The sequence below is a fragment of the Amycolatopsis sp. NPDC005003 genome, from assembly GCF_053600695.1.
In genome coordinates this window covers 319,428-345,653 of the sequence record NZ_JBSGAI010000001.1, presented here as the reverse complement: position 1 = coordinate 345,653, position 26,226 = coordinate 319,428, and the positions used below count along the sequence as shown (strand labels likewise).

At 71.4% G+C, this 26,226-nt stretch carries 26 protein-coding genes and 1 tRNA gene; 21 read left to right on the top strand and 6 right to left on the bottom strand.

What is annotated here, in order from left to right; all coding sequences use genetic code 11:
* Positions 1 to 94: 94 nt before the first annotated feature.
* Positions 95 to 751, bottom strand: coding sequence for a TetR/AcrR family transcriptional regulator (locus ACWED2_RS01700; RefSeq protein ID WP_449688491.1), 657 nt, complete (start codon positions 749 to 751; stop codon positions 95 to 97).
* Positions 752 to 887: 136 nt separating this feature from the next.
* On the opposite strand from ACWED2_RS01700, the gene ACWED2_RS01695 reads away from it, so the two are divergent.
* From ACWED2_RS01695 to ACWED2_RS01655, 9 genes are all read left to right on the top strand, one after another.
* Positions 888 to 2,012, top strand: coding sequence for a VOC family protein (locus tag ACWED2_RS01695; RefSeq protein ID WP_449688490.1), 1,125 nt, complete (start codon positions 888 to 890; stop codon positions 2,010 to 2,012).
* Between the two features lie 73 nt (positions 2,013 to 2,085).
* A complete protein-coding gene (locus tag ACWED2_RS01690) occupies positions 2,086 to 3,015 on the top strand; it encodes a fumarylacetoacetate hydrolase family protein (RefSeq protein WP_449688489.1) in 930 nt (309 codons plus the stop codon).
* The gene (locus tag ACWED2_RS01685) at positions 3,012 to 4,886 is read left to right on the top strand and encodes an acyl-CoA synthetase (protein ID WP_449688488.1); all 1,875 of its coding nucleotides are present in this window, start codon (positions 3,012 to 3,014) and stop codon (positions 4,884 to 4,886) included. Before ACWED2_RS01690 ends, ACWED2_RS01685 begins: the two co-directional genes overlap by 4 nt.
* Entirely contained in the window at positions 4,880 to 5,224 is a 345-nt protein-coding gene (locus ACWED2_RS01680; RefSeq protein ID WP_449688487.1) for a DoxX family protein, read from the top strand. The genes ACWED2_RS01685 and ACWED2_RS01680 overlap by 7 nt, the downstream gene beginning before the upstream one ends.
* 2 nt (positions 5,225 to 5,226) lie before the next feature.
* Positions 5,227 to 6,678, top strand: a complete 1,452-nt coding sequence (mhpA, locus tag ACWED2_RS01675; protein WP_449688640.1) for a bifunctional 3-(3-hydroxy-phenyl)propionate/3-hydroxycinnamic acid hydroxylase MhpA — start codon at positions 5,227 to 5,229, stop codon at positions 6,676 to 6,678.
* Positions 6,679 to 6,690: 12 nt separating this feature from the next.
* Entirely contained in the window at positions 6,691 to 7,875 is a 1,185-nt protein-coding gene (locus tag ACWED2_RS01670) for a cytochrome P450 (protein ID WP_449688486.1), read from the top strand.
* Positions 7,876 to 7,888: 13 nt separating this feature from the next.
* Complete coding sequence (locus ACWED2_RS01665) at positions 7,889 to 8,086, top strand: ferredoxin (protein ID WP_449688485.1); 198 nt, start codon at positions 7,889 to 7,891, stop codon at positions 8,084 to 8,086.
* Between the two features lie 686 nt (positions 8,087 to 8,772).
* Positions 8,773 to 9,063: a hypothetical protein gene (locus ACWED2_RS01660; RefSeq protein WP_449688484.1), complete on the top strand. Its 291-nt coding sequence runs from the start codon at positions 8,773 to 8,775 to the stop codon at positions 9,061 to 9,063.
* Entirely contained in the window at positions 9,060 to 9,479 is a 420-nt protein-coding gene (locus tag ACWED2_RS01655; RefSeq protein ID WP_449688483.1) for a hypothetical protein, read from the top strand. Before ACWED2_RS01660 ends, ACWED2_RS01655 begins: the two co-directional genes overlap by 4 nt.
* A 41-nt stretch (positions 9,480 to 9,520) precedes the next feature.
* On the opposite strand, the gene ACWED2_RS01650 is transcribed toward ACWED2_RS01655, so the two are convergent.
* Positions 9,521 to 9,835, bottom strand: a complete 315-nt coding sequence (locus ACWED2_RS01650; RefSeq protein ID WP_449688482.1) for a hypothetical protein — start codon at positions 9,833 to 9,835, stop codon at positions 9,521 to 9,523.
* A 196-nt stretch (positions 9,836 to 10,031) separates the two neighbouring features.
* Positions 10,032 to 10,104: transfer RNA gene (locus ACWED2_RS01645), tRNA-Arg, on the bottom strand.
* 150 nt (positions 10,105 to 10,254) lie between these two features.
* On the opposite strand from ACWED2_RS01645, the gene ACWED2_RS01640 reads away from it, so the two are divergent.
* Positions 10,255 to 11,355: an epoxide hydrolase family protein gene (locus ACWED2_RS01640; RefSeq protein WP_449688481.1), complete on the top strand. Its 1,101-nt coding sequence runs from the start codon at positions 10,255 to 10,257 to the stop codon at positions 11,353 to 11,355.
* Here the strand turns inward: ACWED2_RS01640 and ACWED2_RS01635 are convergent.
* A complete protein-coding gene (locus ACWED2_RS01635) occupies positions 11,352 to 12,188 on the bottom strand; it encodes an SDR family oxidoreductase (protein ID WP_449688480.1) in 837 nt (278 codons plus the stop codon). The two genes, ACWED2_RS01640 and ACWED2_RS01635, sit on opposite strands and share 4 nt — an antisense overlap.
* Before the next feature lie 105 nt (positions 12,189 to 12,293).
* Between ACWED2_RS01635 and ACWED2_RS01630 the strand changes: the two genes are divergently transcribed.
* From ACWED2_RS01630 to ACWED2_RS01620, 3 genes are all read left to right on the top strand, one after another.
* Complete coding sequence (locus tag ACWED2_RS01630) at positions 12,294 to 12,713, top strand: MarR family winged helix-turn-helix transcriptional regulator (RefSeq protein ID WP_449688479.1); 420 nt, start codon at positions 12,294 to 12,296, stop codon at positions 12,711 to 12,713.
* Between the two features lie 153 nt (positions 12,714 to 12,866).
* Entirely contained in the window at positions 12,867 to 13,787 is a 921-nt protein-coding gene (locus ACWED2_RS01625; protein WP_449688478.1) for a cation diffusion facilitator family transporter, read from the top strand.
* On the top strand, positions 13,784 to 14,113 hold the full coding sequence (locus ACWED2_RS01620; protein WP_449688477.1) for an RIP homotypic interaction motif-containing protein: 330 nt from the start codon (positions 13,784 to 13,786) through the stop codon (positions 14,111 to 14,113). Before ACWED2_RS01625 ends, ACWED2_RS01620 begins: the two co-directional genes overlap by 4 nt.
* Here ACWED2_RS01620 and ACWED2_RS01615 read toward each other — a convergent pair.
* Together ACWED2_RS01615 and ACWED2_RS01610 are read right to left on the bottom strand one after the other, a co-directional pair.
* Positions 14,110 to 14,829, bottom strand: a complete 720-nt coding sequence (locus ACWED2_RS01615) for a DUF305 domain-containing protein (protein WP_449688639.1) — start codon at positions 14,827 to 14,829, stop codon at positions 14,110 to 14,112. The two genes, ACWED2_RS01620 and ACWED2_RS01615, sit on opposite strands and share 4 nt — an antisense overlap.
* Positions 14,829 to 15,638 carry a DUF3105 domain-containing protein gene (locus tag ACWED2_RS01610; RefSeq protein ID WP_449688476.1) on the bottom strand — a complete coding sequence of 270 codons (810 nt, stop codon included), beginning with the start codon at positions 15,636 to 15,638 and terminating at the stop codon, positions 14,829 to 14,831. The genes ACWED2_RS01615 and ACWED2_RS01610 overlap by 1 nt, the downstream gene beginning before the upstream one ends.
* A gap of 196 nt (positions 15,639 to 15,834) precedes the next feature.
* Between ACWED2_RS01610 and argS the strand changes: the two genes are divergently transcribed.
* From argS to prfA, 8 genes are all read left to right on the top strand, one after another.
* Positions 15,835 to 17,499, top strand: coding sequence for an arginine--tRNA ligase (argS, locus tag ACWED2_RS01605; RefSeq protein ID WP_449688475.1), 1,665 nt, complete (start codon positions 15,835 to 15,837; stop codon positions 17,497 to 17,499).
* A gap of 3 nt (positions 17,500 to 17,502) precedes the next feature.
* Positions 17,503 to 18,933, top strand: a complete 1,431-nt coding sequence (gene lysA / locus ACWED2_RS01600; RefSeq protein WP_449688474.1) for a diaminopimelate decarboxylase — start codon at positions 17,503 to 17,505, stop codon at positions 18,931 to 18,933.
* Positions 18,934 to 18,938: 5 nt separating this feature from the next.
* Positions 18,939 to 20,252 (top strand): homoserine dehydrogenase, encoded by a 1,314-nt coding sequence (locus tag ACWED2_RS01595; RefSeq protein ID WP_449688473.1) that lies wholly within the window; start codon positions 18,939 to 18,941, stop codon positions 20,250 to 20,252.
* 76 nt (positions 20,253 to 20,328) lie between these two features.
* Positions 20,329 to 21,390, top strand: coding sequence for a threonine synthase (gene thrC, locus ACWED2_RS01590; RefSeq protein ID WP_449688472.1), 1,062 nt, complete (start codon positions 20,329 to 20,331; stop codon positions 21,388 to 21,390).
* The gene (gene thrB, locus ACWED2_RS01585; protein WP_449688471.1) at positions 21,387 to 22,271 is read left to right on the top strand and encodes a homoserine kinase; all 885 of its coding nucleotides are present in this window, start codon (positions 21,387 to 21,389) and stop codon (positions 22,269 to 22,271) included. Before thrC ends, thrB begins: the two co-directional genes overlap by 4 nt.
* 410 nt (positions 22,272 to 22,681) lie before the next feature.
* Positions 22,682 to 24,661, top strand: coding sequence for a transcription termination factor Rho (gene rho / locus ACWED2_RS01580; protein ID WP_449688470.1), 1,980 nt, complete (start codon positions 22,682 to 22,684; stop codon positions 24,659 to 24,661).
* A gap of 182 nt (positions 24,662 to 24,843) precedes the next feature.
* Positions 24,844 to 25,074, top strand: coding sequence for a 50S ribosomal protein L31 (rpmE, locus tag ACWED2_RS01575; RefSeq protein WP_086840656.1), 231 nt, complete (start codon positions 24,844 to 24,846; stop codon positions 25,072 to 25,074).
* Positions 25,075 to 25,152: 78 nt separating this feature from the next.
* The gene (prfA, locus tag ACWED2_RS01570; RefSeq protein ID WP_449688469.1) at positions 25,153 to 26,223 is read left to right on the top strand and encodes a peptide chain release factor 1; all 1,071 of its coding nucleotides are present in this window, start codon (positions 25,153 to 25,155) and stop codon (positions 26,221 to 26,223) included.
* The last annotated feature ends 3 nt before the right edge of the window (positions 26,224 to 26,226 follow it).

Genomic DNA, 26,226 nt, shown 5'->3' with positions numbered 1-26,226 from the left:
CCGAGCCGGACCGGGCGGCGTGGCCTGGTCCGGCTTGAAGCGGTGCCGTTTTTCGTTGGCGGATCAGCACATTCACCCGGCGGGACGCTGTGTTTCAGGCGGCGGTGTCCGGCCCGGTCGCGGTGGTGACGAGGTCGGGTAGCGGCCGGCTGCAGATCTCGTGGGCTTCGGCGGCGCTGAGGCCGAGCATCCGCAGCAAGTCCTCGGTCACCTGGTCGGTCGTCGCGGCGTCGTCGCGCTCGGGCCGGCAGTGCAGCAGGTGGCCGAGGCCGAGTGCGGTCCCGGCCACCGTGACCATGGCGAGTTCGGTGTCCTGGACGGTGAAGCGGCCGGCTCGTACGGCGGCCTCGATGTCGCGGCGGGCGCGGGGAGCCAGTCCGGTCTTCGCGGTGGCGAGTTCGAGACCGTGGTGCAGGAGGACCTTGCTGAGTTCGGGGTGCATCCGGTGCAGGCGCCCGGTCAGCCGGAAGCTCTGCGCGAAGACCTGTGCCGGGTCGTCGAGGTCGGTGGTCAGCTCGTCCAGCAGGGTGCCGTGGACGTCGAGGGCGTCCTCGATCGCCGCCTGGTAGAGCTGCTCCTTCGTTTCGAAGTGGTTGTAGAACGACCCCATTCCGACGTCCGCGGCCTGGGTGATCTCCAGGATCGGCACCGCCGTCCTGCCCTCGGCGATGAGTACCTGGGCCGCCCGGACCAGGGCCGCGCGGGTGCGCGCCTTGCGCCGTTCCAGGCGGCTCGGAGCGTGCTCCGGCATCTGCGCTCCCCTCTTCGCCGGTCGTCGCCGCATCGTAGCCCATGGCGTCACTGGTGAGGAAATCGTCAGAAACTCTTGACTGATGACATGTTCGTAACTGACGATGTCGTCATCATCGTGGATGGAGGGAGCCGCCGTGGGAGATCCGCACAGCGGGCTGCACAGCGAGCGCGGCGCACTCGCGGGTGAGCACCCCGGCCGGGCGGCGAACCCGGTGATCAAGGTGCACGACCTGGCGTGGCTGGAGTTCGAGAAGCCGGATCTGCGGCGCGCGGAGGTGTTCGCCCGGGCCTTCGGGTTCACCACCGTGCTCAGCACCGGCCGCGAGCTGCACCTGCGGGGCACCGACGCCGGCGCGCCGTGCGTGCTCATCCGCAAGGGCGCCCGGTCGAAGTTCCTCGGACCGGCGTTCCTGGCCGCGACCCCGGGCGATGTCCTGCGGCTGGCCGAAGCCACCGGCCGGCCGGTCGCCAGGCTGCCGGAGACGCTGGGCGGCGTCGTCGTGGACCTGCCCGACCCGAGCGGCCTGCGGGTCCGGGTCGTCTCGGACACCCACGAGCTGCCCGCGCTGCCGCCGCGGGAGCCGCACCTGTTCAACTTCGGGCACGAAGTCCGGCGGGTCAACGCCACGCAACGCCCGCCCCGGGCGCCGGCGCCGGCGCAGCGGCTCGGGCACGTGGTGCTGCAGACGACCCGCTACCGCGAGGCCCTGGACTGGTACCTGGAACACCTGGGCCTGATCGTCAGCGACTTCCTGTACTACCCGGGGCAGCGCGAGCGCGGGCCGGTGATGAGCTTCATCCGGTGCGACCGGGGTGCCACCCCGGCCGACCACCACACGCTGGCCATGGTGCTCGGCCCGGCCGACCGCTACGTGCACTCGGCCTACCAGGTCGCCGACCTCGACGCGCTGGCCGCGGGCGGCGAGTACCTGCGCGAGCACGGCTATCACCATTCGTGGGGCATCGGCAGGCACGTCGAGGGCAGCCAGCTCTTCGACTACTGGCGTGACCCGGACGGGTTCATGGTCGAGCACTTCAGCGACGGCGACCTGTTCGACAACACCCTCGAGCCCGGCTGGGCCCCCATGACCGCCTCCGGGCTGGCCCAGTGGGGGCCGCCCGCCACCGCCGACTTCCTCGGCGTCAAACCCGGCAAGGAATCCCTGCGCGAACTGCGCGCGGTGTTCTCCGCACTCCGCGAAGACAACGAATTCGGCGCCCGGCGCTTGCTGGGCCTGCTGAAGGTGGCCCGCTCATGAACGAGCTTGCGAGTGAATCATTCAACACCGCGCTTCCGGCTCAGGCGGCACCGAGCGCCGGCGAGGTGTGCGCATGAGCCTCACCGTCCTGCGCACCGCCGACGCCTGGTACCTCGCCACGCCGTCCGGTGCGGCGAAGATCCCGACGGCCGCGAAGACCACCGCCGAACTGCTCGCCGACCGCCCGGCGATCACGGCCGCGGCTGCGGACACCGTGCCGGTGGCCTCGCTCGACCTGGTCTCCCCGGTCACCGCGCCCTGCCGCGTGGTCGCCCAGATGACCAACTTCACCTCGCACGTCACCGATGCCGGGATGGACCCGAAGACCGTGCCGTTGACGTTCTTCCGCAAGGCGTCCGGCTCGATCAGCGGCCCGTTCGACGACGTCGTCAAGCCGGCCCACGTGAACCTGCTCGACTACGAAGTGGAGATCGGGCTCGTCATCGGCCGGGAGATCCCGGTCGGCAGCGAGATCACCGCCGCGGACGGATACGTGGCGGGCCTGGTCGTGACCAACGACGTCTCCGCCCGGGACATCCAGCTGCCGCAGACCCAGTTCTACGAGGCCAAGTCGTACCCGACGTTCACCCCGGCCGGGCCTGCCCTCGTGCTCTTGGCGGCCGGCGAGCTGAAGCGGTTCGCCGACCTGCGATTGCGGCTGTCGGTCAACGGCGTGGTCCGCCAGAACGCGGTCGTCGGGGAGGACATGATCTACCGCCCGCTCGAGGCCCTGCGGGCCTTGGCCCGGTTCCAGCGGCTGGATCCCGGCGATCTGGTGCTGACCGGGACCCCGGTCGGCACCGCGTTGTCCGCACCGCCGAAAGCCGTGGAAAAGATCGCCGCGCTGCTGCCCCCGGCCCTGAAGTGGAAGCTGTTCTTCAAGGGCCAGGCGAAAAACCCGAAGTACCTCGCCGACGGAGACGTGGTCGAGGCGTCCGTCGCCACCGACGACGGCGCGCTCGACCTGGGCACCCAGCGCACGATCGTGCGGTACCGGCGATGAGCGGCGCTTCGCTCTGGCCGCGTTACGCCGAGCCCGCCGACCTGGCCGCGATCGAAGCCGTCCCGCTCGCCGACCGGGGCCTGCCGGAGTCGACGTACGCCCTGCTGCGGCGGGCTGCCGGATGGTGGCCGGAGCACCCGGCGACCACCGTGCTGCCCGGGGCCGCGCGGTGGCGCGAGCCGGTCCGGCGCACCTTCGCCGAGCTGCTCGCCGATGTCCACCGCTACGCGAACCTGCTGCGCGAGCTCGGGGTCCGGCGGGGCGACGCGGTGGCGTTGATGTCGCCGAACTGCGCCGACCTGGTTCCGGCGACCCTGGCCGCGCAGCTCGCCGGGGTCGCGGCCCCGCTGAACGGCGGCCTGTCCCGCGGCCACCTCGGCGAACTCCTTCGCCTGTCCGGCGCGCGCGTGCTGATCACCGCCGGGCCGGACCTCGCGCCGGAAGTCTGGGACACCGCCCGGACGCTGGCCGCCGAGCTGGACGTCGTCCTCGTGCTGCGCCCGACCGGCGGCGAACCGGCCGCGTTGCCCGCCATCGAGGGGGTGCGTGTCGGCTACCTCGCCGAGCTGTCCTCCACAATGGACGCTTCCGGGTTCGCCGGTGCACCCCCGGTGGCATCGGACCTGGCCGCGTTGTTCCACACCGGCGGCACCACCGGGGCACCGAAGCTGGCCGCGCACACGCACGCCAACGAGGTCGCCGACGCGTGGATGATCGCGGCCAACTCGCTGCTCGACGTCGGCTCGGTCGTGTTCGCCGCGCTGCCGCTGTTCCACGTCAACGCGCTGGTGGTCACGCTGCTCGCGCCGCTGTTCAAGGGCCAGCACGCGGTGTGGGCGGGCCCGCTCGGCTACCGCGAACCCGCGCTGTACGGGCAGTTCTGGCAGATCGTCGAGCACCACCGGGTCGCCGCGATGAGCGCGGTGCCGACCGTGTACGCGGTGCTCGCGCAGTGCCCGGTCGACGCCGACATCTCGAGCCTGCGGTTCGCCATGGTCGGCGCGTCGCCGCTACCCGCCGCCGTGCGGGAGGGGTTCCAGGCCCACACCGGCGTCACCCTGGTCGAAGGCTACGGGCTGACCGAAGCCACCTGCGCCAGCGCGCGCAGCTTCCCCGACGTCCCGCGCCCCGGCACCGTCGGGCAGCGCCTGCCGTACCAGCGGATGAAGGTCGTCCACCCGGAAACCGGGGAGGAACTGCCCAGCGGCGAGACCGGGGTGCTGGCCATCAGCGGCCCCACGGTGTTCCCCGGCTACGTCGTCGGACACGACGAGAACGGCTACGTCCTGGACGGCCTCGGCAAACTCCACGACGGCTGGCTGAACACCGGTGACCTGGCCCGGCTGGACGCCGGCGGATTCGTGCACCTGGCCGGCCGGGCCAAGGACCTCATCATCCGCGGCGGGCACAACATCGACCCGGCCATGATCGAGGACGCCTTGCTGGCCCACCCGCAAGTGACCGCGGCCGGGGCGGTCGGCCGTCCGGACGAGCATTCCGGAGAGGTCCCCGTCGCGTATGTCACCCTTGCTCCCGGAACCACGGCGACCGAGGCCGGCCTGCTCGCGTGGGCCGCCGAGCGAGTACCCGAGCGCGCCGCCGCGCCGAAGGCGGTCACGGTGCTCGACGCGCTGCCCGTGACCGACGTCGGCAAGCCCTACAAGCTCGCCCTGCGCGCCGACGCCACCCGCCGCGCGATCACCGAGGCACTGGCGGCGTTCGACGGCGTGACCGTCGACGCGGTGATCGAGGACGGCACCGTGGTCGCCGCCGTCACCATTCCGTCCGAAGTGGACGAACCGAAGGTGGCCGCGACTCTCGCCCGCTACACCGTGCCCACCCGGCTGACCTGCCAAGGAAACTCATGTTGAGCACACTGTCCGTCCTGGCGGCGGTCATCTTCCTCGTTTTCGGCGCGGCCAAGGTGTTCGCGCTCGCGCCCATGCGGGAACGCGCCACGCAGGCCGGATTCTCCGTCATGGCCTACCGCGGCATCGGCGCGCTGGAGATCGCCGGCGCCGCCGGTCTCCTGCTCGGCTTGACCGTGCCGGTGCTCGGCGCCCTGGCCGGCGCCGGCCTGCTCCTCCTGCTCGGCGGAGCCGTCATCACGCACGTGCGCAACCACGACCGGGGCCGCGACGTCGTGCCGGCGCTGGTCTGCGCAGTGCTCGTCGCCGGCTACCTGGTGGCCCTCGGGGTGTCGCCGTGAGGGTGCCCGTCGTCATCGTCGGGGCGGGCCCGACCGGGCTGACCGCCGCGGCGCTGCTCGGCCGGTACGGCGTCGGATGCCTGGTGCTGGAGCGGTGGGAGTCGGTCTACCCGCAGCCGCGCGCGGTGCACCTGGACGACGAGGTGCACCGCATCCTCGGCCGGCTCGGGCTGGCCGGGGAGTTCGCCGCCATCTCCCGGCCCTGCCACGGACTGCGGCTGCTCGATCCGGACCTGCGCGTGCTGGCGGAGTTCCGCCGTTCGCCGGGCGGCGGCCGCCACGGCTACCCGGAGGCGAACATGTTCGACCAACCCGACCTGGAGCACCTGCTCCGCGCCCACCTGGCGACGATCGGCGCGGTCACCCTGCGCGGCAACACCGAGGTCACCGGTGTCCGGCAGGACGGGACCGGCGTGCGGGTCGACGTGACCGACCGCGGCACCGGTGCGCGCGAGACGATCCACGCGGACTACGTCCTGGGCTGCGACGGCGCCAACAGCCTCACCCGGACGGCGATCGGCGCGACGACGGCGGACCTGAAGTTCGACCAGCGCTGGCTCGTGGTCGACATCGCCACCACCGCCGACCTCGGCCACTGGGAAGGCGTGCACCAGGTCTGCGACCCGGCCCGCGCCGCGACCTACATGCGCATCGGGAAGACCCGCTACCGCTGGGAATTCCGGCTGCTGCCGGGGGAGACCGCCGACGACTTCCACCGCCCGGACCGGCTGTTCCCGCTGATCGCGCCGTGGACCAGGGACGTTCCGGCCGCGGAGCTGGAGATCGTCCGCGTCGCCGAGTACACCTTCCGTGCACGGGTCGCGGACCGGTGGCGTGACCGCCGTGTGTTCCTGCTCGGCGACGCCGCCCACCTCACCCCGCCGTTCATCGGGCAGGGCATGGGCGCCGGGTTGCGCGACGCCGTCAACCTCGCCTGGAAACTCGCCGGTGTCCTCGACGGGACCCTGTCCGTCAGCGCACTCGACAGCTATGAGGCGGAACGCAAGCCGCACGCGCGGGCCATGATCCGGCGGGCCGTGCTGGTCGGCAAGGCCATGACCGAAGGCGGGCGGTTCGGCGACCTGATCCGCCGGGTGGTGGCGCCGCGCCTGAGCGGGCGCGTCCTCGACAGCGCGACGCCGGGACTGCACCGCTCGGACCTGGTCGTGCGGCCCCGCTTCGGGCGGTCCTTGGCGGGACGGCTGTGCCCCAACGCCCTCCTCGACGACGGAACCCGCTTCGACGACGTCGCCGGCGGCCGTTTCGCCGTCGTCACCACGATCACGCCGTCGGAGACCGAGCGAGCCGCCATCCGGGAGTCCGGCGCGGTCCTCGTCAGCACGCGGCGTTCCGGTGAGCTGCACCGCTGGCTGCGTACCGGCACGGCCGTCGTCCGTCCGGACGGGACGGTGCTGAGCGCCGGTCGCCGCCTCTCCCGGTGCCGGTATTTCTGACAAGGAGCAACGATGCCCCGACGCCACGACGTGCCGGTCTACCGGCCGGACATCTATTCGCCGCAGGCGATCCTGGACCCCTACCCGCACTACGCGAACCTGCGCGAACTCGGTCCGGTCGTGTGGCTGCCCGAGCAGAAGGTCCACGCGCTGCCCCGCTACGCCGAATGCAAGGCCGTGCTGCTGGACGACAAGACCTTCGTCTCCGGCTCTGGCGTGGCGCTCAACCTCATCGCCAACCGGCTCTCCCGGGGCACGACCCTCAACAGCGACGGCGAAGACCACGCCCGCCGCCGGGCCCTGGTCGCGCACCGGCTGACCCCCCGGGCGCTGCGCGCGATGCGGGAGGTGGTGGAACGCCAGGCGGCCGAGATCGTCGAGGCCGCACTCGCCCGGCGCACCGTCGACGGCGTCGAAGTCGCGGGCGCACTGCCCGCCGCGGTGGTCCCCGACCTCGTCGGGTGGCCGGCGGAGGGGCGGGAGCACCTGCTGCGGTGGGGCGCGGCCACCTTCGACGTCCTGGGGCCCTTGAACGGCCAGGCGGTGCAGGCGGTCCCCGCCGGCCTGGGCATGATGCGCTTCGCGCACACCGTCGCGAAGCAGCGGAAGGTCCTGCCCGGCAGCATGGGTGACGACCTGCTGCGCGCGGCCGACGCGGGCGAACTCGCTCACGCCGAGTGCCCGGCGCTGATGATCGACTACCTGGCGCCGTCCCTGGACACCACCCTCAGCGCGATCGCGAGCGCCCTGCACCTGTTCGCCACCCACCCCGCCCAGTGGCAGCTCCTCAAGGAGGACCCGGGCCTGATCCCCAACGCGGTCAACGAGGTCGTCCGGTTCGAATCCCCGCTGCGCGCGTTCAGCCGCAAGGTCGCGCGCGACACCGAGGTGGCCGGCACCGCGCTGCCCGCGGGCTCCCGGGTCCTGGTCCTCTACGCCTCCGCCAACCGCGACGCGCTGGCGTGGGACGACCCGGACACGTTCGACATCCGCCGGGACGCCGCCCGCCAGCTGGGCTTCGGCCACGGCACGCACGGCTGCGCCGGGCAAGGCCTCGCCCGCCTGGAAACCCAGTCGATGCTGCGCGCACTGGTGGCCCGCGTCGACCGGATAGAGCCGGCCGGCCCGCCGGAGTGGGCCCGCAACAACATCATCCACCGCCTCGGGCGGCTCCCGATCGAACTCATCCCGGCCTGAAAGGGGACACCCGGTGAAGATCTTCGCCGATCACAACCGCTGCGAAGGCCACGGCCTGTGCACCGAACAGGCGCCCGCGATCTTCGAACTCGACGACGACGCCGAACTCGTCCACCACTTCGAAGGCACCGACATCCCGCCGGAGCAACTCGCCGCAGCGCGGGCGGCCGTCACCTCGTGCCCGGTCGCCGCGCTGCGGGAACTCCCGTGACACCACCGGGCTCGATCGTCGTCGCCGCTCTCGCCGCCGGCTTCCTCGGCCCGCTCGTGTCCGAGGCGATCGTCGTCGTCACCGGCTGACCGGGTCCGCCGACGCCCGGCTGCGACCGGAGCATCGCCGAACTCCCGGCCGCCCGGCACATCGCGGCCGACCGAGGCCGAGTACCGGCACGGTCACTCCGCTTGGGCCCACCATCCGGGCGGCGCGCCATGCTGCTCACGAAGGTCCAGCTTGCCGTTCGACCGGGACGGGCGGTTCGAACGGCGCAGCCGTGAAAACAAGAAAAGGGATGATGTCGTGTCCGACATCTCTCCCGTTCCCTGGGAGTGCCAGTCTGGGTGGCGCCGCTCGTCGCACCGGCGGTCGATCTCTGGTGGTCCTGCAACTGCACAACGCCGGACTGCTGTGACGACTGGCTGGCTGCTTTTGGCTTTTCCTGAAACGACCCAGGGCCTGTGTCTGTCTCCTCGACGACGCGGGTGTAAAGATCCGCGGCGACATCGCTGTTGCATATCCTGCTGCGTCGAAGCGTGATGGTGATCGAACGGCCCGGCGATCTGGTTCCTGCCCGGCGTCGTTGCCGGACGCACTCGGCGTGTCCGCCCTGCGGTCGGCGGGGCGTGCCGGTGTAGAACAGGATCGGTGGTGCCGGACGGCGCGGCCGAAGGGGGGGCGGGATGACGCAGACGACGCCGAGGTACGTGGTCGAGCCGGGCACCGACGGCAGCTGGCTGATCGTCGACCGTGGCGAGGACCGCGCCGGCCGCCGCGCGATCGAACGCCTCACCGACGAACCGGCCGCCCGCCGCGAGGCCGAGGCGCTCGCGCGGCTGGAGGACCTCAGTGCGGCGCCGGCCACCGGGGCGCCTGACGATGAGTTCGACGCGATGTTCGCCGCGGCGCTTGAGCACGGCCAGGCCGTCGACGTCGTCCACAACTTCGACCACCTGCTGCAGCCCCAGCCGTGACCGGGCAGGAACCGGAGATCCAGCCGGATCTGCTGGCCGTGTGCGACGTGTGCCTGCAGCTGATCGCCGACGGCGACGGCGCCGTGTGGTGCCGACCGGACACCGCCGTGCCGGCGCCGCCGCCGGACGAAGGGCAGTTCCTGCTGGACGAATTGCTCGCCGCGCCCGACACCCGCACCCACTGGCGGGTTACCCACGACAGCTGCGAGCCCGGTCAGGGCTACCGGATCGCGGTGGAGCGGATCCGGACCTGGCCGGCCTACCTGCACTGGACCGCGCACCTGATGGGCAAGGGCTGGCTCGCCGGCACCGACTGGGACGACTTGGTCCTCAACACACTCGACCCGGCCAGCACCCAGCCCGGGATCCGGCCGCGGACCGCGCGCGATCCCGGCCACCGCCACGTCGGCGACTGACCGGGCACACCCGCCCTGGCCCCGCGAACCGTTCACAGGTCCTAAGGGTGCCGACCGGGGCGGAACTCGATATCCACAGCGGTGAGGAACTCCAGCCTGTCCCCGGCGCCGGGCGATGGCGGTTGGTCGGGGGTGCCGTCGCCGTTGTAGAGCAGGTTGGTCAGCGGTTCTCCGCCACGGACCAGACGACCAGGTGGGCCGGTATAAGCAGCAGTGAGCGGCTCGAGGTGGTGCGCAACGAAGGTAGCGAGGACTTCGGCATACATGTGGTCGAGCAGGTGCGCGATGAGCACGACGACGCGTGCACGGTCGGAAGCAGACTTGCGGCGCAGCTGCTCGGCGGCGGTGCCGATCATCTCGCGGCCGGGGACCGGCGACGATGTCGTTCGCCGACCCGACCCGCATCATCGCTTAAGCGGATCTAAATATCCCGCGAATGCCCTATGCAGCTCTGTGTCGGTCAATGGCCCGCCGTGGTTGGCCGGGTAAGACGCGAATCGGCCCCTACCGCGTTCTCGCTGGTAGGGGCCGGTTTTGCGTGATCAAAAGGGGTGCCCTCGGCAGGATTCGAACCTGCGACACCTGCCTCCGGAGGGCAGTGCTCTATCCCCTGAGCTACGAGGGCCCATCGCTGGGCGACTCCGAAAGCTTAGCGCATGCCCCGCGACCCGCCTCCCGCAGGTGGTCCCATGAACGTTCCGCCTGGTCAGGGTCATGAAGTTGATCGATTCGGGCGAACGTCGCTAGCGTGGGAAGCCCACCTGAAGGAGCCGAGATGGCCGAGCCGTTCCAGGTAGTCCTCGATGAGGGCGATGTCGCCGATCTGCGGGAGCGGTTGCGGCGTACCCGGTGGCCGGAGGCCGAGACCGTCGATGACTGGTCGCAGGGTGTCCCGCTCGCCTACGTGCGCGAGATCTGCCGTGACTGGGGCGAGGAGTACGACTTCGGGTTCGCGCGCCGGCTCAATGCCTTTCCGCAGTTCCGGGCCACCGTCGATGGGGTGGGGCTGCACTTCCTGCACGTCCGGTCGCCCGAGGCCGAGGCGCTGCCGCTCGTTCTCACCCACGGGTGGCCCGGGTCCGTTCTCGAATTCCTCGACGTTCTCGGGCCGCTCACCGATCCCGCGAAGCACGGGGGCGACCCCGCCGATGCCTTCCACGTCGTCGCGCCGTCGCTGCCCGGGTTCGGGTGGAGTGACAAGCCCGCGCTGAAGATCGGGCGGGTTGCCGAGCTGTGGGACGAGCTGATGACGTCGCTCGGCTACGACCGCTACGGCGCCCAGGGTGGCGACTGGGGTGCCGCCGTCACGAACGCACTGGCGCGGTCCGGCCACGTCGCCGGCGTGCACGTCAACTTCGCTCCCGTGCCGATGCACGCCGCCGATCCGACGCCCGGGGAGCGCCGGGCGCTCGCCGATCTCGAGGAGTTCCGGCGGAGCGGCAGTGGTTACTCCGCCCAGCAGGGCACCCGGCCGCAGACGCTCGGCTACGGCCTCACCGACTCGCCCGCCGGCCAGGCCGCCTGGATCGCCGAGAAGTTCTGGGCCTGGACCGACCACAAGGGCCGTCCGGAGGACGCCGTCGACCGGCGGCGCATCCTGGACGCGATCTCCGTCTACTGGTTCACCGCGACCGCCGTCTCTTCCGCGCGGATGTACTGGGAGAACAACGACCGCGATATGTCCACTGTGGACGTTCCGGCCGGGGTTTCGGTGTTCCCGAAGGAGATCGTGCGGCCGTCGCGGCGGCAGGCCGAGCAGCGCTACACCGATCTGCGCTGGTTCGAGGAGCTGCCCGTCGGCGGGCACTTCGCCGCGCTGGAGCAGCCGGAGCTGTTCGTCGAGCAGGTGCGCGGGTTCTTCCGGCTGGTGCGCTAGGCGAGCCAGCCGCGCGTCATCCGCTGCACGGCCGCGCCGTCGCGGTCGGCGAGCTTGGTGGCGGTGAAGTCCTCGGCCCACTTCGACGTCTGGATCCGGAAGGCCGGCGCCTCGGCGGTCATCGCGTCCAGGATCACCTCGGCGACCTCGTCGGCCGTCTGCGCGCCCTGGAACGACTGCGTGACGTTGGCGATGTACTTCCGCAGGGACTCGGCGTACGGGCCGGCCTGGGCGAAGAGCCGCTCGTCGACCCCGACGTTGTTGACGAACTCCGTGGCGACCGCGCCCGGCTCGACGACGCACACCGTGACGCCCTGGGCCGCGGCGACCGGCGCCAGCGACTCCAGCATGCCTTCGACGGCGAACTTCGCCGCGCAGTAGGCCTCGTTGAAGGGCTGGCCGACCACGCCGCCGACGCTGCTCACCGTGATCACGCGGCCGCCGCTCGCGCGCAGGGCCGGCATCGCGGCCCGGGTGGTCTCGGCGACGCCGAAGAAGTTGACCTCCATGGTCTCGCGGACCGCCGAGAGCGGCTCCTGCTCGAGGGTGCCGAGGTGACCGGCGCCGGCATTGTTGACCAGGACGTCGAGGCGGCCGTAGTCGGCGAGCACGCCTTCGAGCGCCGCGCCGACCGAGCGGGCGTCGGTGACGTCGAGCTGGCGGACGTCCAGTTCGACCCCGGCGTCGGCGGCGGCCTTGCGCAGGCGGTCCGCGCGGCCGGTGTCGCGCAGCGTGGCGACCGTGCGGAAGCCGCGCCGGGCCGCCAGCACCGCCGTGGCCAGGCCGATCCCGGTGGACGTGCCGGTGATCAGGGCGACGCGCTCGTTGCTCATCGGGGAACCTCGATCCGTTCAGGAGAATGATGGTTAATGTAGTGAACTAAAATGACTATAGGCATGGATGGTTCACGTAGTCAACTATCGGCATACACTCGGCGGATGAGCGCTGACCCGGTCACCGAAGACGTCGTCGCCCTGCTGGGCCGGATCGTCGACCGGTTCGTCGGGTCGTACGAGTCCGCGGCGGCGGCGCAGGGGCTGACGACAGTGCAGGCGAAGGTGCTCGCCGCGCTCGACGAACCGCTGCCCATGCACCGGATCGCCGAGAAGCTGAAGTCCGAGCGGTCCAACGTGACCGGGATCATCGACCGGCTCGAAGCCCGCGGCCTGGTGGAACGCCGTCCGGGTGAACGTGACCGGCGGATCAAGAACATCGTCGCCACGCCCGCGGGTGCCGAGCTGGCGCGCAACTTCCAGGGTGCGCTGGGTTTCGCGGCCGAACCGCTGGCCGCGCTCACGCCGGAGGAGCGCGTCCGGCTGCGTGGCCTGCTGGAGCGCATGGTCGACGCCGAAGCGTGACAGGTCCGCCTGGCGGGACACCCCGCCTGGTGGATTGGGCGGCTTTGCCGCGCGCGGTAGCTTGCCGGGGAGTGATCTTAGGCTGACCTCTGTTGTACATATGCGCATCTGACTATATGTTTGACCCGACGGCGAACCGGGAACGGAGGCGGAATGGGTCAGGGACACGGGCACGGGCACGCGATCGCGCCGGCGAGCGCGTCGGGGCGCCACGTGCGGGGCCTGGCCATCGCCCTGGGCATCGGCGCCGGCTTCATGGTGCTCGAGTTCGTCGTCAGCCTGACGACCGGCTCGCTGGCCCTGATGTCGGACGCGGCGCACATGTTCACCGACGTCCTCGGCGTCGGCATGGCACTGGCCGCGATCATGCTGGCGCGCCGAAGCGCCCCGACGGTCGGCCGCACGTTCGGGCTCTACCGCGCGGAGGTGCTGGCCGCGCTGGCGAACGCGGTGCTGCTGTTCGGCGTCGCGGGGTACGTCCTGATCGAGGCGATCGGTCGCATCGGCGACCCGCCGGCGGTCCCGGGCCTGCCGGTGCTGCTCGCCGCGGCGGCCGGCCTGGTGGCCAACCTGGTGTCGTTCGCGGTGCTGCGCGCGGGTGCGAAGGAGAGCCTCAACGTCCGCGGCGCGTACCTGGAGGTCCTGGCCGACCTGATCGGCTCGGTCGGCGTCCTGGTCAGCGGCGCGGTGACGCTGCTGACGGGCTGGCGCTACGCCGACCCGATCATCGGTGTCGCGATCGGGCTGTGGGTGCTGCCCCGCACGTGGACGCTGGCGCGCCGGGCGCTGCGCATCCTCTTCCAGCACGCGCCCCAGGGGGTCGACGTCGGGGCGATCAACGCCGAGCTCTCGGCGCTGCCGGGCGTGGCGGACGTGCACGACCTGCACGTGTGGACGCTGACCTCCGGCATGGAGGTGGCTTCGGCGCACCTGACGCTGGCGCCCCCGGCGAAGCAGTCGGACGTGCTCACCGAGGCGCAGAACCTGCTGTCGTCGCGGTACGCGATCGAGCACGCCACGCTGCAGGTGGAGGCGCCGCAGTGCGCCCGCCGCTGTCAGGAGCTGTCCTGGTGACGATCGAGGCGGTGGAACTGGTGGTGACGGCGCTGGCGGCGGGCGCGGCCGCCGGGGCGAAGGACACGGCGACGACCGCGGTGAAAGACGCTTACGCAGGCTTGAAGTCCGGCGTACGGCGTCTCCTCGGCCGCGACGAACTACCGGACGATCCCGAGGAGCTGGCGGCGGAGCTGACCGAGGCGAACGTCGGTGACGACGCCGAGGTGCTCGAAGCCGCGCGGGCCGTGCTGCGCGAGACGGAACCGCACGGGAAGTACCACGTCACGGTGACGGACTCAAAGGGCGTCCAGATCGGCGACGGCAACACGATGAACGTCGGCTAAGCGGGCAGCGGCTGGGCGCCCCGGCCCGAAAGCATCAGCTTGATCTGGTCCATCTCCGCGCCCTGCGACGTCAGGATGCTGTTCACCAGCGCCTTCAACGCCGGCAGCGTCGAATGCGCGGCCGCGTACTGGGCCATCGACGTCCCGCCCTCGTGGTGGCGGAGCATCAGCTGCAGGAAGAACACGTCGAACTCGCGGCCCGACAGCGAGCGCAGCTTCTTCAGGTCCGCGTCCGTCGCCATGCCCGGCATCAGCGGGCCGCCCGCCGGGTCGACCGAGCCCGGGGCCGACATTCCCGGCATGCCACCGTGACCCGGCATCGGTTCCGTCATCCACTGCATCGGGGCGCCGATCGGCTGCTCGGGCTGGTCCCACAGCATGAGCCAGCCCTTCATGCGGCCGACCTGCTCCAGCTGCGTGCGCTCGATGTCGAACGACAGCTGCTTGATCTCCGGGTCGGTCGTGCGGTCGCGGGCGATGCCCGCCATCGTCACCGCCTGGAGGTGGTGCGTCGACATGTCCTGGGCGAAGCCGACCTCGACCGACCCGGCCGCCGGCACCGCGGCCGCCGGGTCTTCGTCGATGGCGCGGGTGAGGAACATCCCCGCCGTCGCGCCGATCAGCAGGACCGCGAGGAGCGTCCCGCCGATGATCACCCAGCGCGACCAGGTCGGCTGTTCGGTGACCTCTTCGGTGTCGAGGCCGGCTTCGGACATCACTTGGTCGGCGTGGGGGAAGCGGGGGTGGACGCCGGAGCGGACGACGCCGGCATGCCGTTCTCACCCTGCGCGGCCGTGCTGCCCTTGTAGTCCATCGGCTTCGCGTCCGGACCCGGCTTCGACGGGTCGAACGGCGGCGGGTTGTCCGGGTCGAACTGGCCCGGGACCGCGTCGCAGGACGCGCCGACCTCGGGGTACACGCCGTTCGGGTTGCTCCGCAGCGCCGCGATGAACTCGTCGATCCGGGCGTCGTTGGCGTCGTCCAGCTTCAGCTGGTGGCCCCACGACTGCAGCGAGATCGGCTTGTCGAGGCCCGGGTACGGCGACAGCATCGTGTACGGCTTGCCCTTGGCGCGCACGCTCAGCAGGTTCAGCGCGTCACCCGAGATCTGCTGCGGGTTGTAGGCGATCCAGACGGCGCCGTGCTCCAGCGCGTGCACCATGTTCTCGGTGCGGACGGCGGTCGGGTACACGGTGCCGGTGCAGGTGGCCCACGTCTGGTCGTGCGGGCCGCCGAAGGGCGGGGTCTTGTCGTAGGCGACGCGCTCGGTCGGGAGCACGTGGACGCTGCCCGTGTAGGTCGCGGTCACCACGCCGGGGATGCGCTTCGAGGGGTCCGGGTCCTGCGCGGACGGCGCGAAGGACGCGGCGGCGGCCTCACGGTCGGCCTGCGCCCGCTTCGGCGCGGACTGCACCATGTAGTAGATGATCACCGAGGCGGCCAGCGCCACGACGGCGACGACGGCGATGATCGTGCCCCACGGCGTCCCCTTCTTGCTCACCACGGAACCACGGGCCGCCTTCACCGCCGACCCCTTTTTCCGAGTTGTCCCGTTCGCCATGGCTCCCGCGTTCTCCCTCTGGTGGCTGCGGACGGATTCCCGCCCGGGCCAGTCTAGGGGCCACCCGTCTGATCACCGTTAACACCTCACACGACAGCCGTCCGTGACGTGTTCGAGACCGATGAAAGCCCTCGACCAGGACACACCTAGAATTCGACGAGTGACTCCCGCCGCTCTCGCCGACCTGGTCCGCAGCTCCGCCGTGCAGGTGCTCGCCGCACGCGGCATCGACGACGCCGTGCTGCCGGAGCAGGTGACCATCGAACGCCCGCGCAACCCCGAACACGGCGATTACGCGACGAACCTCGCCCTCCAGGTGGCCAAGAAGGCCGGCCTCAAGCCGCGCGACTTCGCCGAGGCGCTCGCCGAGGCGGTTTCGGCGGACGACGGCGTCGCCTCGGCCGAGGTCGCCGGCCCCGGCTTCCTCAACTTCCGGCTCGCGGCGGCCGCGCAGGGCGACATCGTGCGCCAGGTCCTCGACGCCGGCGCCGCGTACGGCCGCGGAGACGCGCTGGCCGGCACCCGGATCAACCTCGAGTTCGTCTCGGCGAACCCGACCGGCCCGATCCACCTCGGCGGCACCCGCTGGGCCGCGGTCGGCGACGCGCTGGGCCGCGTGCTGGCCGCCCAGGGCGGCGACGTCACGCGCGAGTACTACTTCAACGACGCCGGTGCCCAGATCGACCGGTTCGTCCGGTCGCTGATCGCCGCCGCGAAGGGCGAGCCCGCCCCGGAGGACGGCTACGCGGGCGGCTACATCAACGACATCGCCGCCGAGGTCATCAAGGCCGAGCCGAGCGCGCTGTCGCTGCCGGAGGCCGAGCGGCACGAGACGTTCCGCCGGATCGGCATCGAGCTGATGTTCTCCGAGATCAAGCAGAGCCTGCACGAGTTCGGCACCGACTTCGACGTCTACTTCCACGAGAACTCGCTGCACGAGTCCGGCGCGGTCGACGCCGCCGTGCAGCAGCTGAAGGACTCCGGAAACCTGTACTTCGACGAGGGCGCCTGGTGGCTGAAGTCGTCGGAGTACGGCGACGACAAGGACCGCGTCGTCATCAAGCAGGACGGCAACCCGGCCTACATCGCCGGCGACCTGGCCTACTTCAAGGACAAGCGCAACCGCGGCTTCGACCTGTGCATCTACATGCTGGGCGCGGACCACCACGGCTACATCGCCCGGCTCAAGGCCGCCGCCGCCGCGTTCGGCGACGACCCGGCCACCGTCGAGGTGCTGATCGGCCAGATGGTCAACCTGGTCAGCGACGGCAAGCCGGTGCGGATGTCCAAGCGCGCGGGCACCGTGATCACCATGGAGGACCTCGTCGAGGCCGTCGGCGTCGACCCGGCCCGCTACGAGCTGATCCGCTACTCCGTCGACTCCACTTTGGACGTCGACCTGGACCTGCTGCGCAAGCACTCCAACGACAACCCCGTCTACTACGTCCAGTACGCCCACGCGCGGCTGGCTTCCTTGCAGCGCAACGCGGCCGATCTCGGCCTGAAGTCCACTGAGTCCACTTCGGACGTCGACTTCGGACTCTTGACCCTGCCCGCCGAGGGCGACCTGATCCGCACCATCGGCGAGTTCCCGGAAACCGTGCGCCGCGCCGCCGAAATGCGGGAGCCGCACCGGATCGCGCGCTACCTCGAAGAACTCGCGGGCGCCTACCACAAGTTCTACACCGTGGGCCGCGTGCTGCCCATGGGCGACGAAGAGGCGACCCCTCTGACGTACGCCCGGCTCGCGCTGTGCGAGGCCGCCCGCCAGGTGCTGGCGAACGGCCTCGCCCTCCTCGGTGTCTCCGCTCCGGAACGGATGTAAGAAATGGCGCACCCCGCGGGCCCACGGCACGCCGACGTCTACCCCCACGCCGACACCTCCGGGCTCCAGCCGTCCGGGGCCGAGGAGCTCGACAAGCTGCCCGCGAAAGTGTGGCCGCGCAACACCTTCCGCGCCGCCGACGGTGTCGTCCGGATCGCCGGCGTCGACGTCCGCGAGCTCGCCGAGCAGCACGGCACGCCGCTGTTCGTCGTCGACGAAGCGGACTTCAAGTCCCGCTGCGCGGACTACGCCGAGGCCTTCGACGACCCGTCGCTGGTGCACTACGCGTCCAAGGCGTTCCTGTCGATCGAGGTCGCCCGCTGGGTGGCCGAGCAGGGGCTGAGCCTGGATGTCTGCAGCGGCGGCGAGCTCGCCGTGGCGCAGCGCGCGGACTTCCCGGCCGAGCGGATCACCTTCCACGGCAACAACAAGTCGCCCGCGGAGCTCGAAGCCGCGGTCGTCGCCGGCGTCGGCACGGTCGTGCTCGACTCCTACTTCGAGATCGCCCGGCTGGCCGACATCGCCGCGCGCCACGACGTCGTGCAGCCGGTGCTGATCCGGGTCACCGTCGGCGTCGAGGCGCACACGCACGAATTCATCGCCACCGCGCACGAGGACCAGAAGTTCGGCTTCTCCCTCGCGAGTGGCGACGCCGCCGAGGCGGTGCGCCGGGTGCTCAACGCGCGTTCCCTCAAGCTCGTCGGCCTGCACAGCCACATCGGCTCGCAGATCTTCGACGCCGACGGCTTCGAGGTCGCCGCCCGCCGCGTCGTCGGGCTGCTCGCCGACCTGGCCAAGGAACACGGCACCGAACTGCTCGACCAGCTGAGCCTGGTCGACCTCGGCGGCGGCTTCGGCATCGCCTACACCGAGAAGGACAACCCGCCGCCGCCCGCGCAGATGATCACGCAGATCCGCGAGATCGTCCGCAAGGAGTGCGCGTACGCGGGCCTGCCGGTGCCGCGGATCGCCGGTGAGCCGGGCCGCGCGATCGCCGGTCCCGGCACGATCACGCTGTACGAGGTCGGCACCATCAAGGACGTCTCGCTCGGCGACGAGTCCGCGCGGCGGTACGTCAGCGTCGACGGCGGGATGAGCGACAACATCCGGACCGCGCTCTACGACGCCGTGTACGACGTCCGGGTGGTTTCCCGCTCCGCGGGCGACAATGATCAGCCGGTGCAGGCCGTGTTGTCCCGGGTCGTGGGAAAACACTGTGAGTCCGGCGACATCGTCGTACGAGACTGCTGGCTGCCCGACACGCTGGCTCCCGGCGACCTGCTGGCGGTCGCGGCGACCGGCGCGTACTGCTACTCGATGGCGAGCACGTACAACCGGATGCCCCGCCCGGCCGTGGTCGCCGTGCGCAACGGCAGTTCGCGGCTGCTGCTGCGGCGGGAGACGACCGACGACATGCTGCGCCTGGAGGTCTGAACACAGTGGCTGCCCCTGAGGAACGCCCGGCCATCCGCGTCGCCCTGCTCGGCTGCGGGACCGTCGGCGGCGAGGTCGCCCGGCTGCTCACCGAGCAGGCCGGAGAGCTGGCCGCGCGGGCGGGCGCGCCGGTCGAGCTGGCCGGCATCGCCGTCCGCCGCCCGGACAAGCACCCCGAGCTGCCGCCGGAGCTGCTGACCGCCGACGCCGAGAAGCTGGTGACCAGTGACGACGTCGACGTCGTCGTCGAGCTGGTCGGCGGCATCGAGCCGGTGCGCGGCTGGCTGCTCGCCGCGCTGAAGGCGGGCAAGTCCGTCGTCACGGCGAACAAAGCGCTGCTGGCCGAGCACTCCGCGGACCTGTTCGAGGCGGCCGACGCCGCGGGCGCCGACCTGTACTTCGAGGCCGCGGTCGCCGGGGCCATCCCGCTGCTGCGCCCGCTGCGGGAGTCACTGGCCGGCGACCGGATCACCCGCGTGATGGGCATCGTCAACGGCACCACGAACTACATCCTGTCCGCGATGGACTCCACCGGCGCCGGCTACGCCGAGACGCTCGACGAGGCCAGCCGCCTCGGGTACGCCGAGGCCGACCCGACCGCCGACGTCGACGGCTACGACGCCGCGTCGAAGGCCGCGATCCTGGCTTCGCTGGCCTTCCACACCCGTGTGACGGCGTCGGACGTGCACCGCGAGGGCATCGCCGACGTCACCGCCTCCGACCTCGCGGCGGCCAGGGGGCTCGGGCGCACGGTGAAGCTGCTGGCCATCTGCGAGCGCGTCACCGACGACGACGGCGTCGAGTCGGTGTCCGCCCGCGTGCACCCGGTGATGATCCCGCGCAGCCACCAGCTCGCGGGTGTCGGCGGCGCGTTCAACGCCGTCTACGTCGAGGCCGACGCCGCGGGCGAGCTGATGTTCTACGGCCAGGGCGCGGGCGGCGCGCCCACCGCCAGCGCGGTGCTCGGCGACCTCGTCGCGGTGGCCCGCAACCGGGTCGTCGGCGGCCGCGGCCCGCGCGAATCCGCGCACGCGGCCCTGCCGGTGCGGCCGATGGGCCAGACGCCGACCCGGTACCACGTAAGTCTTTCCGTGGCCGACCGCGCCGGTGTGCTCGCCCAGGTGGCGCAGGCGTTCGCCGACCACGGGGTCAGCATCGCGGCGGTGCGGCAGAGCGACGTCGGCGACCGCGCGAGCCTGGTCGTGGTGACGCACCAGGCGCCCGATGCGGCCTTGCAGTCCACTGTGGACGAGATCGCGCGGCTCGACGTCGTGCACGAAGTTGTCAGCGTGATGCGGGTGGAAGGCGAAGACCAGTGAGCGACGCTTGCGAGCGAACCATAGACATCATGCGCCAAAAGGGATCAAACACTGTCTCGCGAAGCGAGGCGATCGCATGATCAGGCAGCCCTGGCCGGGACTCATCGAGGCTTATCGGGACCGCGTCCCGGTGCCGGACGGCGCTCGGGTCGTCACGCTCGGGGAGGGCAACACGCCGCTGCTGCCCGCCCACCACCTGTCCGAGCTGACCGGCTGCGAGGTCCACCTCAAGGTCGAGGGCGCCAACCCGACCGGCTCGTTCAAGGACCGCGGGATGACCGTGGCCATCACGCACGCGCTCGCCAGCGGCCTCAAGGCGGTGATCTGCGCGTCGACCGGCAACACGTCCGCCTCGGCCGCCGCCTACGCCGCCCGCGCCGGGCTCACCTGCGCGGTGCTGGTGCCCCAGGGCAAGATCGCGATGGGCAAGCTCGCCCAGGCCGTGCTGCACGGCGCGCGGATCCTGCAGGTCGACGGCAACTTCGACGACTGCCTCGAGCTGGCCCGCAAGACCGCGGCCGACTACCCGGTCACGCTGGTCAACTCGGTCAACCCGGTGCGCATCGCCGGCCAGAAGACCGCCGCGTTCGAGATCTGCGACGTGCTCGGCACGGCGCCGGACATCCACTGCCTGCCGGTCGGCAACGCCGGCAACATCACCGCCTACTGGGCGGGGTATTCGGAGTACGCGGCCGACGGTGTGGTGAAGAACACGCCGCGGATGTTCGGCTTCCAGGCGGCCGGCGCGGCGCCGCTGGTGCACGGCGAGCCGGTGGCGGACCCGGAGACGGTCGCGACCGCCATCCGGATCGGCAGCCCGGCGTCGTGGACCGCCGCGGTGAAGGCGAAGGACGAGTCCGACGGGCTCTTCGAGGCCGTCACCGACGAGAAGATCCTCGAGGCCTACCGGCTGCTGGCCGGCCGCGAAGGCGTCTTCGTCGAGCCGGCGTCGGCCACCAGCGTGGCGGGCCTGCTGGCCACGGCCGCCGACGGCCGGCTCCCGAAGGGGTCGCGCGTGGTCTGCACGGTCACCGGGCACGGCCTGAAGGACCCGCAGACGGCCCTGGCGGGCAACGTCGAGGTCGAACCCCTCGCGGTGGACCCCTCGGCGGTCGCGGCGGCGCTGGACCTGCGGTGAGCGCCTTCAAGGTCACCGTTCCCGCGTCCACGGCGAACCTCGGGCCGGGTTTCGACGCCTTCGGCATGGCGCTGAGCCTGTACGACGTCGTCGAAGTGCGGGCCACCGACACCGGGCTCAAGGTCGAGGTGATCGACGCCGGCGCGGGCGGGGTCGAGGACGTCCCGACCGACGAGACCCACCTGGTGGTGCGGGCGATCCACGCGACCTGCGCGCACCTCGGCGTCGAGCTGCCCGGCCTGCACCTGCGCTGCTTCAACGCGATCCCGCACGCGCGCGGCCTCGGCTCGTCCGCGGCCGCGGTGGTGTCCGGCGTCGCCGCCGGGTACGCCCTCGCCGGCCGGGAAATCGACGCGTTCGACGCGCTGCAGCTGGCCGCCGGGTTCGAAGGACACGCCGACAACGCCGCCGCGAGCCTGCTCGGCGGGCTGGTTCTGGCCTGGTGCGAGGGCGGGCGCTTCCACGTCGAACGGCTCACGCCGCACCCGTCGATCCGGCCGGTGGTCGCGGTGCCGTCGGTGCGCTCGGCCACCGCGACCACGCGCGGCCTGCTGCCGGCGACCGTGCCGCACGCCGACGCCGCGCACAACGCCGGCCGCGCCGCGCTCGCCGTCCACGCGCTCACGGCGAAGCCGGAGCTCCTGGTCGCGGCCACCGAGGACCGGCTGCACCAGCACTACCGTGCCCCCGCGTACCCGGCCAGCGCGGAGCTGGTGGCGACGCTGCGTGCACAGGGAGTAGCCGCCGCCGTTTCCGGCGCCGGTCCGACGGTGCTCGCGCTGACGACCGCGGGAATACTTCCGCCTGACGTGCGCGTTGATGGTTTCGACGTCCTCGAGCTGCCCGTGGATCTCACGGGCGTGCAGGTTGCGGCTCAGTAAAGGGTGGGTCACGTGCCTGCCGCCAGGCCCGCCACGCGGGGGGTGGTTGTTGCACCCAGCAGCGCCGCGGTCTACCCTCGGGGGCGTTCGATCACCGTGCGTTTCCGCACCCGATGCCGGTCCCGGGAAATCCTGGGGATCGCATCCTTCGTCGATCCGCCGAATCCGCACCGCCTGGCACGCGGGGTAACGCGGAAGGACGCAGGCGGGTTTCCGGTCTCGGCGGTGCCGAATTCCGTGTCCTCCGTTTGGAGGACGCAAACCCCTGTGGTGGAGGCGCTCCAGCTGTGTTTCGCACGGCCGAAGAGCTCATCTCGCGTATCGGGGGGCAACTACGCCGGTTCGCGATCAGAAGCGAGCGGCAGTCCGCTGATCCACCTGGAGGCGTGGATCGGTCAGGAAGGACATGTGTGAGCAACACCGATCTTTTGAGCGACGTGAGCGGCACGGCCGAGACGAACGGCACCGCCCCCGCTCCCAAGCGGACGGTCGGCGGGCTGACCGGTAAGACCGTCGCGGAGCTGCGTTCGCTGGCTGGGGAGCTCGGCGTCGGCGAGACGACGGGCATGCGCAAGGGCGACCTGATCGCCGCGATCCGCGAGCGCCAGGGCAAGTCCCGCAAGCCGCGTGCGGCGGCCGAGACGCTGCCACTGGAGGGCGTCGGCGAGCCGCCGAAGGCCCCCAAGGCCGAGGCGAAGGCCGAAGCCCCCGCCGCCCCGGCGGAGACCAAGCCGGAGCCGAAGGCCGAGGCGCCCGCCTCCGCGCCGTCGGACGACCGGCCGCAGGCCGAGCGCCCGCAGCAGGACCGGCAGGACGGCCAGGACGGCCAGCCCGAGGAGGGCGGCCGCAGCCGGCGTCGCCGCGGTTCCAACCGCGCCGCCGGGGCCCCGGACGGCCAGCAGGGCGGCGACCGCCAGCAGGGCCAGGGCGACCGCCAGCAGGGCGGCGACCGGCAGCAGGGTCAGGGTGGCGACCGCCAGCAGGGCGACCGCAACCGCGACCAGCAGCGCCAGGGCGGCGGCAACCGCGGTGACAACCGCCAGGACGGCAACCGCGGCGACCGCCAGCGCAACCAGCAGCAGGACGGCAACCGCGGCGACGGTAACCGCGGTGACAACCGCAACCAGCAGCCGGACGACGACGAGGAAGGCGGCCGTCGCGGCCGTCGCTTCCGCGACCGCCGTCGCCGGGGCAGCGGTGGCGGCCGGGGCGAAGGCGGTTCGCCGGACACCGAGATCCGCGAGGACGACGTCCTGCTGCCCGTCGCGGGCATCCTGGACGTGCTGGACAACTACGCGTTCGTGCGGACTTCCGGCTACCTCGCCGGCCCGAACGACGTGTACGTCTCGCTTTCGCTGGTCCGCAAGTACGGCCTGCGCCGCGGTGACGCCATCACCGGTGTCGTGCGCCAGCCGCGCGAGGGCGAGCAGCAGCGGCAGAAGTTCAACCCGCTGGTGCGCGTCGACTCGATCAACGGCCTGGAGCCGGACGAGGCCAAGCGGCGTCCCGACTTCACCAAGCTGACCCCGCTGTACCCCAACGAGCGCCTGCGGCTGGAGACCGAGTCGCACAAGCTCACCACCCGCGTGATCGACCTGATCATGCCGGTCGGCAAGGGGCAGCGCGCCCTGATCGTGTCGCCGCCGAAGGCCGGCAAGACCACGATCATGCAGGACATCGCGAACGCGATCTCCACGAACAACCCCGAGTGCCACCTGATGGTCGTCCTGGTCGACGAGCGTCCGGAAGAGGTCACCGACATGCAGCGCTCGGTGAAGGGCGAGGTCATCGCCTCGACCTTCGACCGGCCGCCGTCCGACCACACCTCGGTCGCGGAGCTGTCGATCGAGCGGGCCAAGCGCCTGGTCGAGATGGGCCACGACGTCGTCGTGCTGCTCGACTCGATCACCCGCCTCGGCCGCGCGTACAACCTGGCGGCCCCGGCGTCCGGCCGGATCCTGTCCGGTGGTGTCGACTCGACCGCGCTGTACCCGCCGAAGCGGTTCCTGGGTGCGGCCCGCAACATCGAGAACGGCGGCTCGCTGACCATCTTCGCCACGGCGATGGTCGAGACCGGCTCGACGATGGACACGGTCATCTTCGAGGAGTTCAAGGGCACCGGCAACGCCGAGCTCAAGCTGGACCGGAAGATCGCCGAGCGCCGCGTGTTCCCGGCGGTCGACGTCAACCCGTCCGGTACCCGCAAGGACGAGCTGCTGCTCTCGCCGGACGAGCTCGCGGTCACCGTGAAGCTGAGCCGGGTGCTGCACGCGCTCGACTCGCAGCAGGCCATCGACCTGCTGATCTCGCGGCTGCGCAAGACGAAGACGAACGTCGAGTTCCTCATGCAGGTCTCGAAGACCGCCCTCGGCGGCAACGAAGACGACTGAGCGCGCTCATCGCCAGGCCTCCCCGCTTCGCCGCGGGGAGGCCTCCGGCGCGTTCGGAATACCTGGTCAGCGGGGTGCGTTCCAGTGAGCGTCTGCCCGTCTGGCAGAATTACCCGCTGAAGTCCGGCGCCGGTTCACCCCGTGGAACGACTGGGGACCCGGAGCCAACGAGAGAGGACACCATGAAGAGCGGTATTCACCCCGAGTACGTGGTCACGAACGTGAACTGCGACTGCGGCAACAGCTTCACCACGCGCAGCACCAAGACCAGCGGCAACATCCACGTCGAGATCTGCTCGAACTGCCACCCGTTCTACACGGGCAAGCAGAAGATCATGGACACCGGTGGCCGGGTCGCGCGCTTCGAGGCTCGCTACGGCAAGCGGCAGAAGAAGGACGCCGACGCCAAGTAGCTTTTCGCACGGCGCCCATCCGGGACTCCCGGGTGGGCGCCGTCGCTTTGTTTTCCCCCGGGCTGAGAGGTGGCAGAGGTGGATTCGAGCTCGCTCAAGGGGCTGCTCGCCGAGCACGCGGAGCTGGAGCAGCAGCTGGCGGACCCGGCGGTGCACGCCGACCAGGCGCGCGCCCGCAAGCTCGGCCGCCGCTACGCCGAGCTGACGCCCGTGGTGCGCGCGGTCCACGAGCTCGACACGGCCCGCGACGACCTCGCGGCGGCGCGGGAGATGGCTTCGGAGGACGCGGAGTTCGCCGCGGAGGCCGACGAGCTGGCCGCGAAGATCCCCGAGCTCGAGTCGAAGCTCACCGAGCTGCTCCTGCCGCGTGACCCGTACGACGGCTCCGACGTCGTGATGGAGATCAAGTCCGGTGAGGGCGGCGAGGAGTCGGCCCTGTTCGCCGGCGACCTCCTGCGCATGTACCTGCGCTACGCCGAGCGCCACGGCTGGAAGGCCGAGGTCCTCGACTCGGTCGACTCCGACCTGGGCGGCTTCAAGGACGTCACGCTGTCGATCAAGACCAAGGCGGCCGACGTCGACGGCGTGTGGTCCCGCCTGAAGTTCGAAGGTGGCGTGCACCGCGTCCAGCGCGTGCCGGCGACGGAGTCCCAGGGCCGCATCCACACGTCGGCGTCCGGCGTGCTGATCTACCCGGAACCCGAGGAGGTCGAGGTCGAGATCGACCCGAACGACCTGCGCATCGACGTGTTCCGGTCGTCGGGCCCGGGCGGGCAGAGCGTCAACACGACCGACTCGGCGGTCCGGATCACCCACCTGCCGACCGGCATCGTGGTGTCCTGCCAGAACGAGAAGTCCCAGATCCAGAACCGCGCCCGCGCCCTGCAGGTGCTCCAGGCCCGGCTGCAGGCGATCGCGGAGGAGGAGGCGGCGGCGAAGGCGTCGGACGCCCGCAAGTCCCAGGTCCGCACGGTCGACCGGTCGGAGCGCATCCGCACGTACAACTTCCCGGAGAACCGCATCTCGGACCACCGGGTGAACTACAAGGCGTACAACCTGGACCAGGTCCTGGACGGCGACCTGGACGGTGTCCTGGACGCGCTGGCGACCGCGGACCGCGAAGAGCGCCTGGCGGCCCAGTCCGGCTGACGG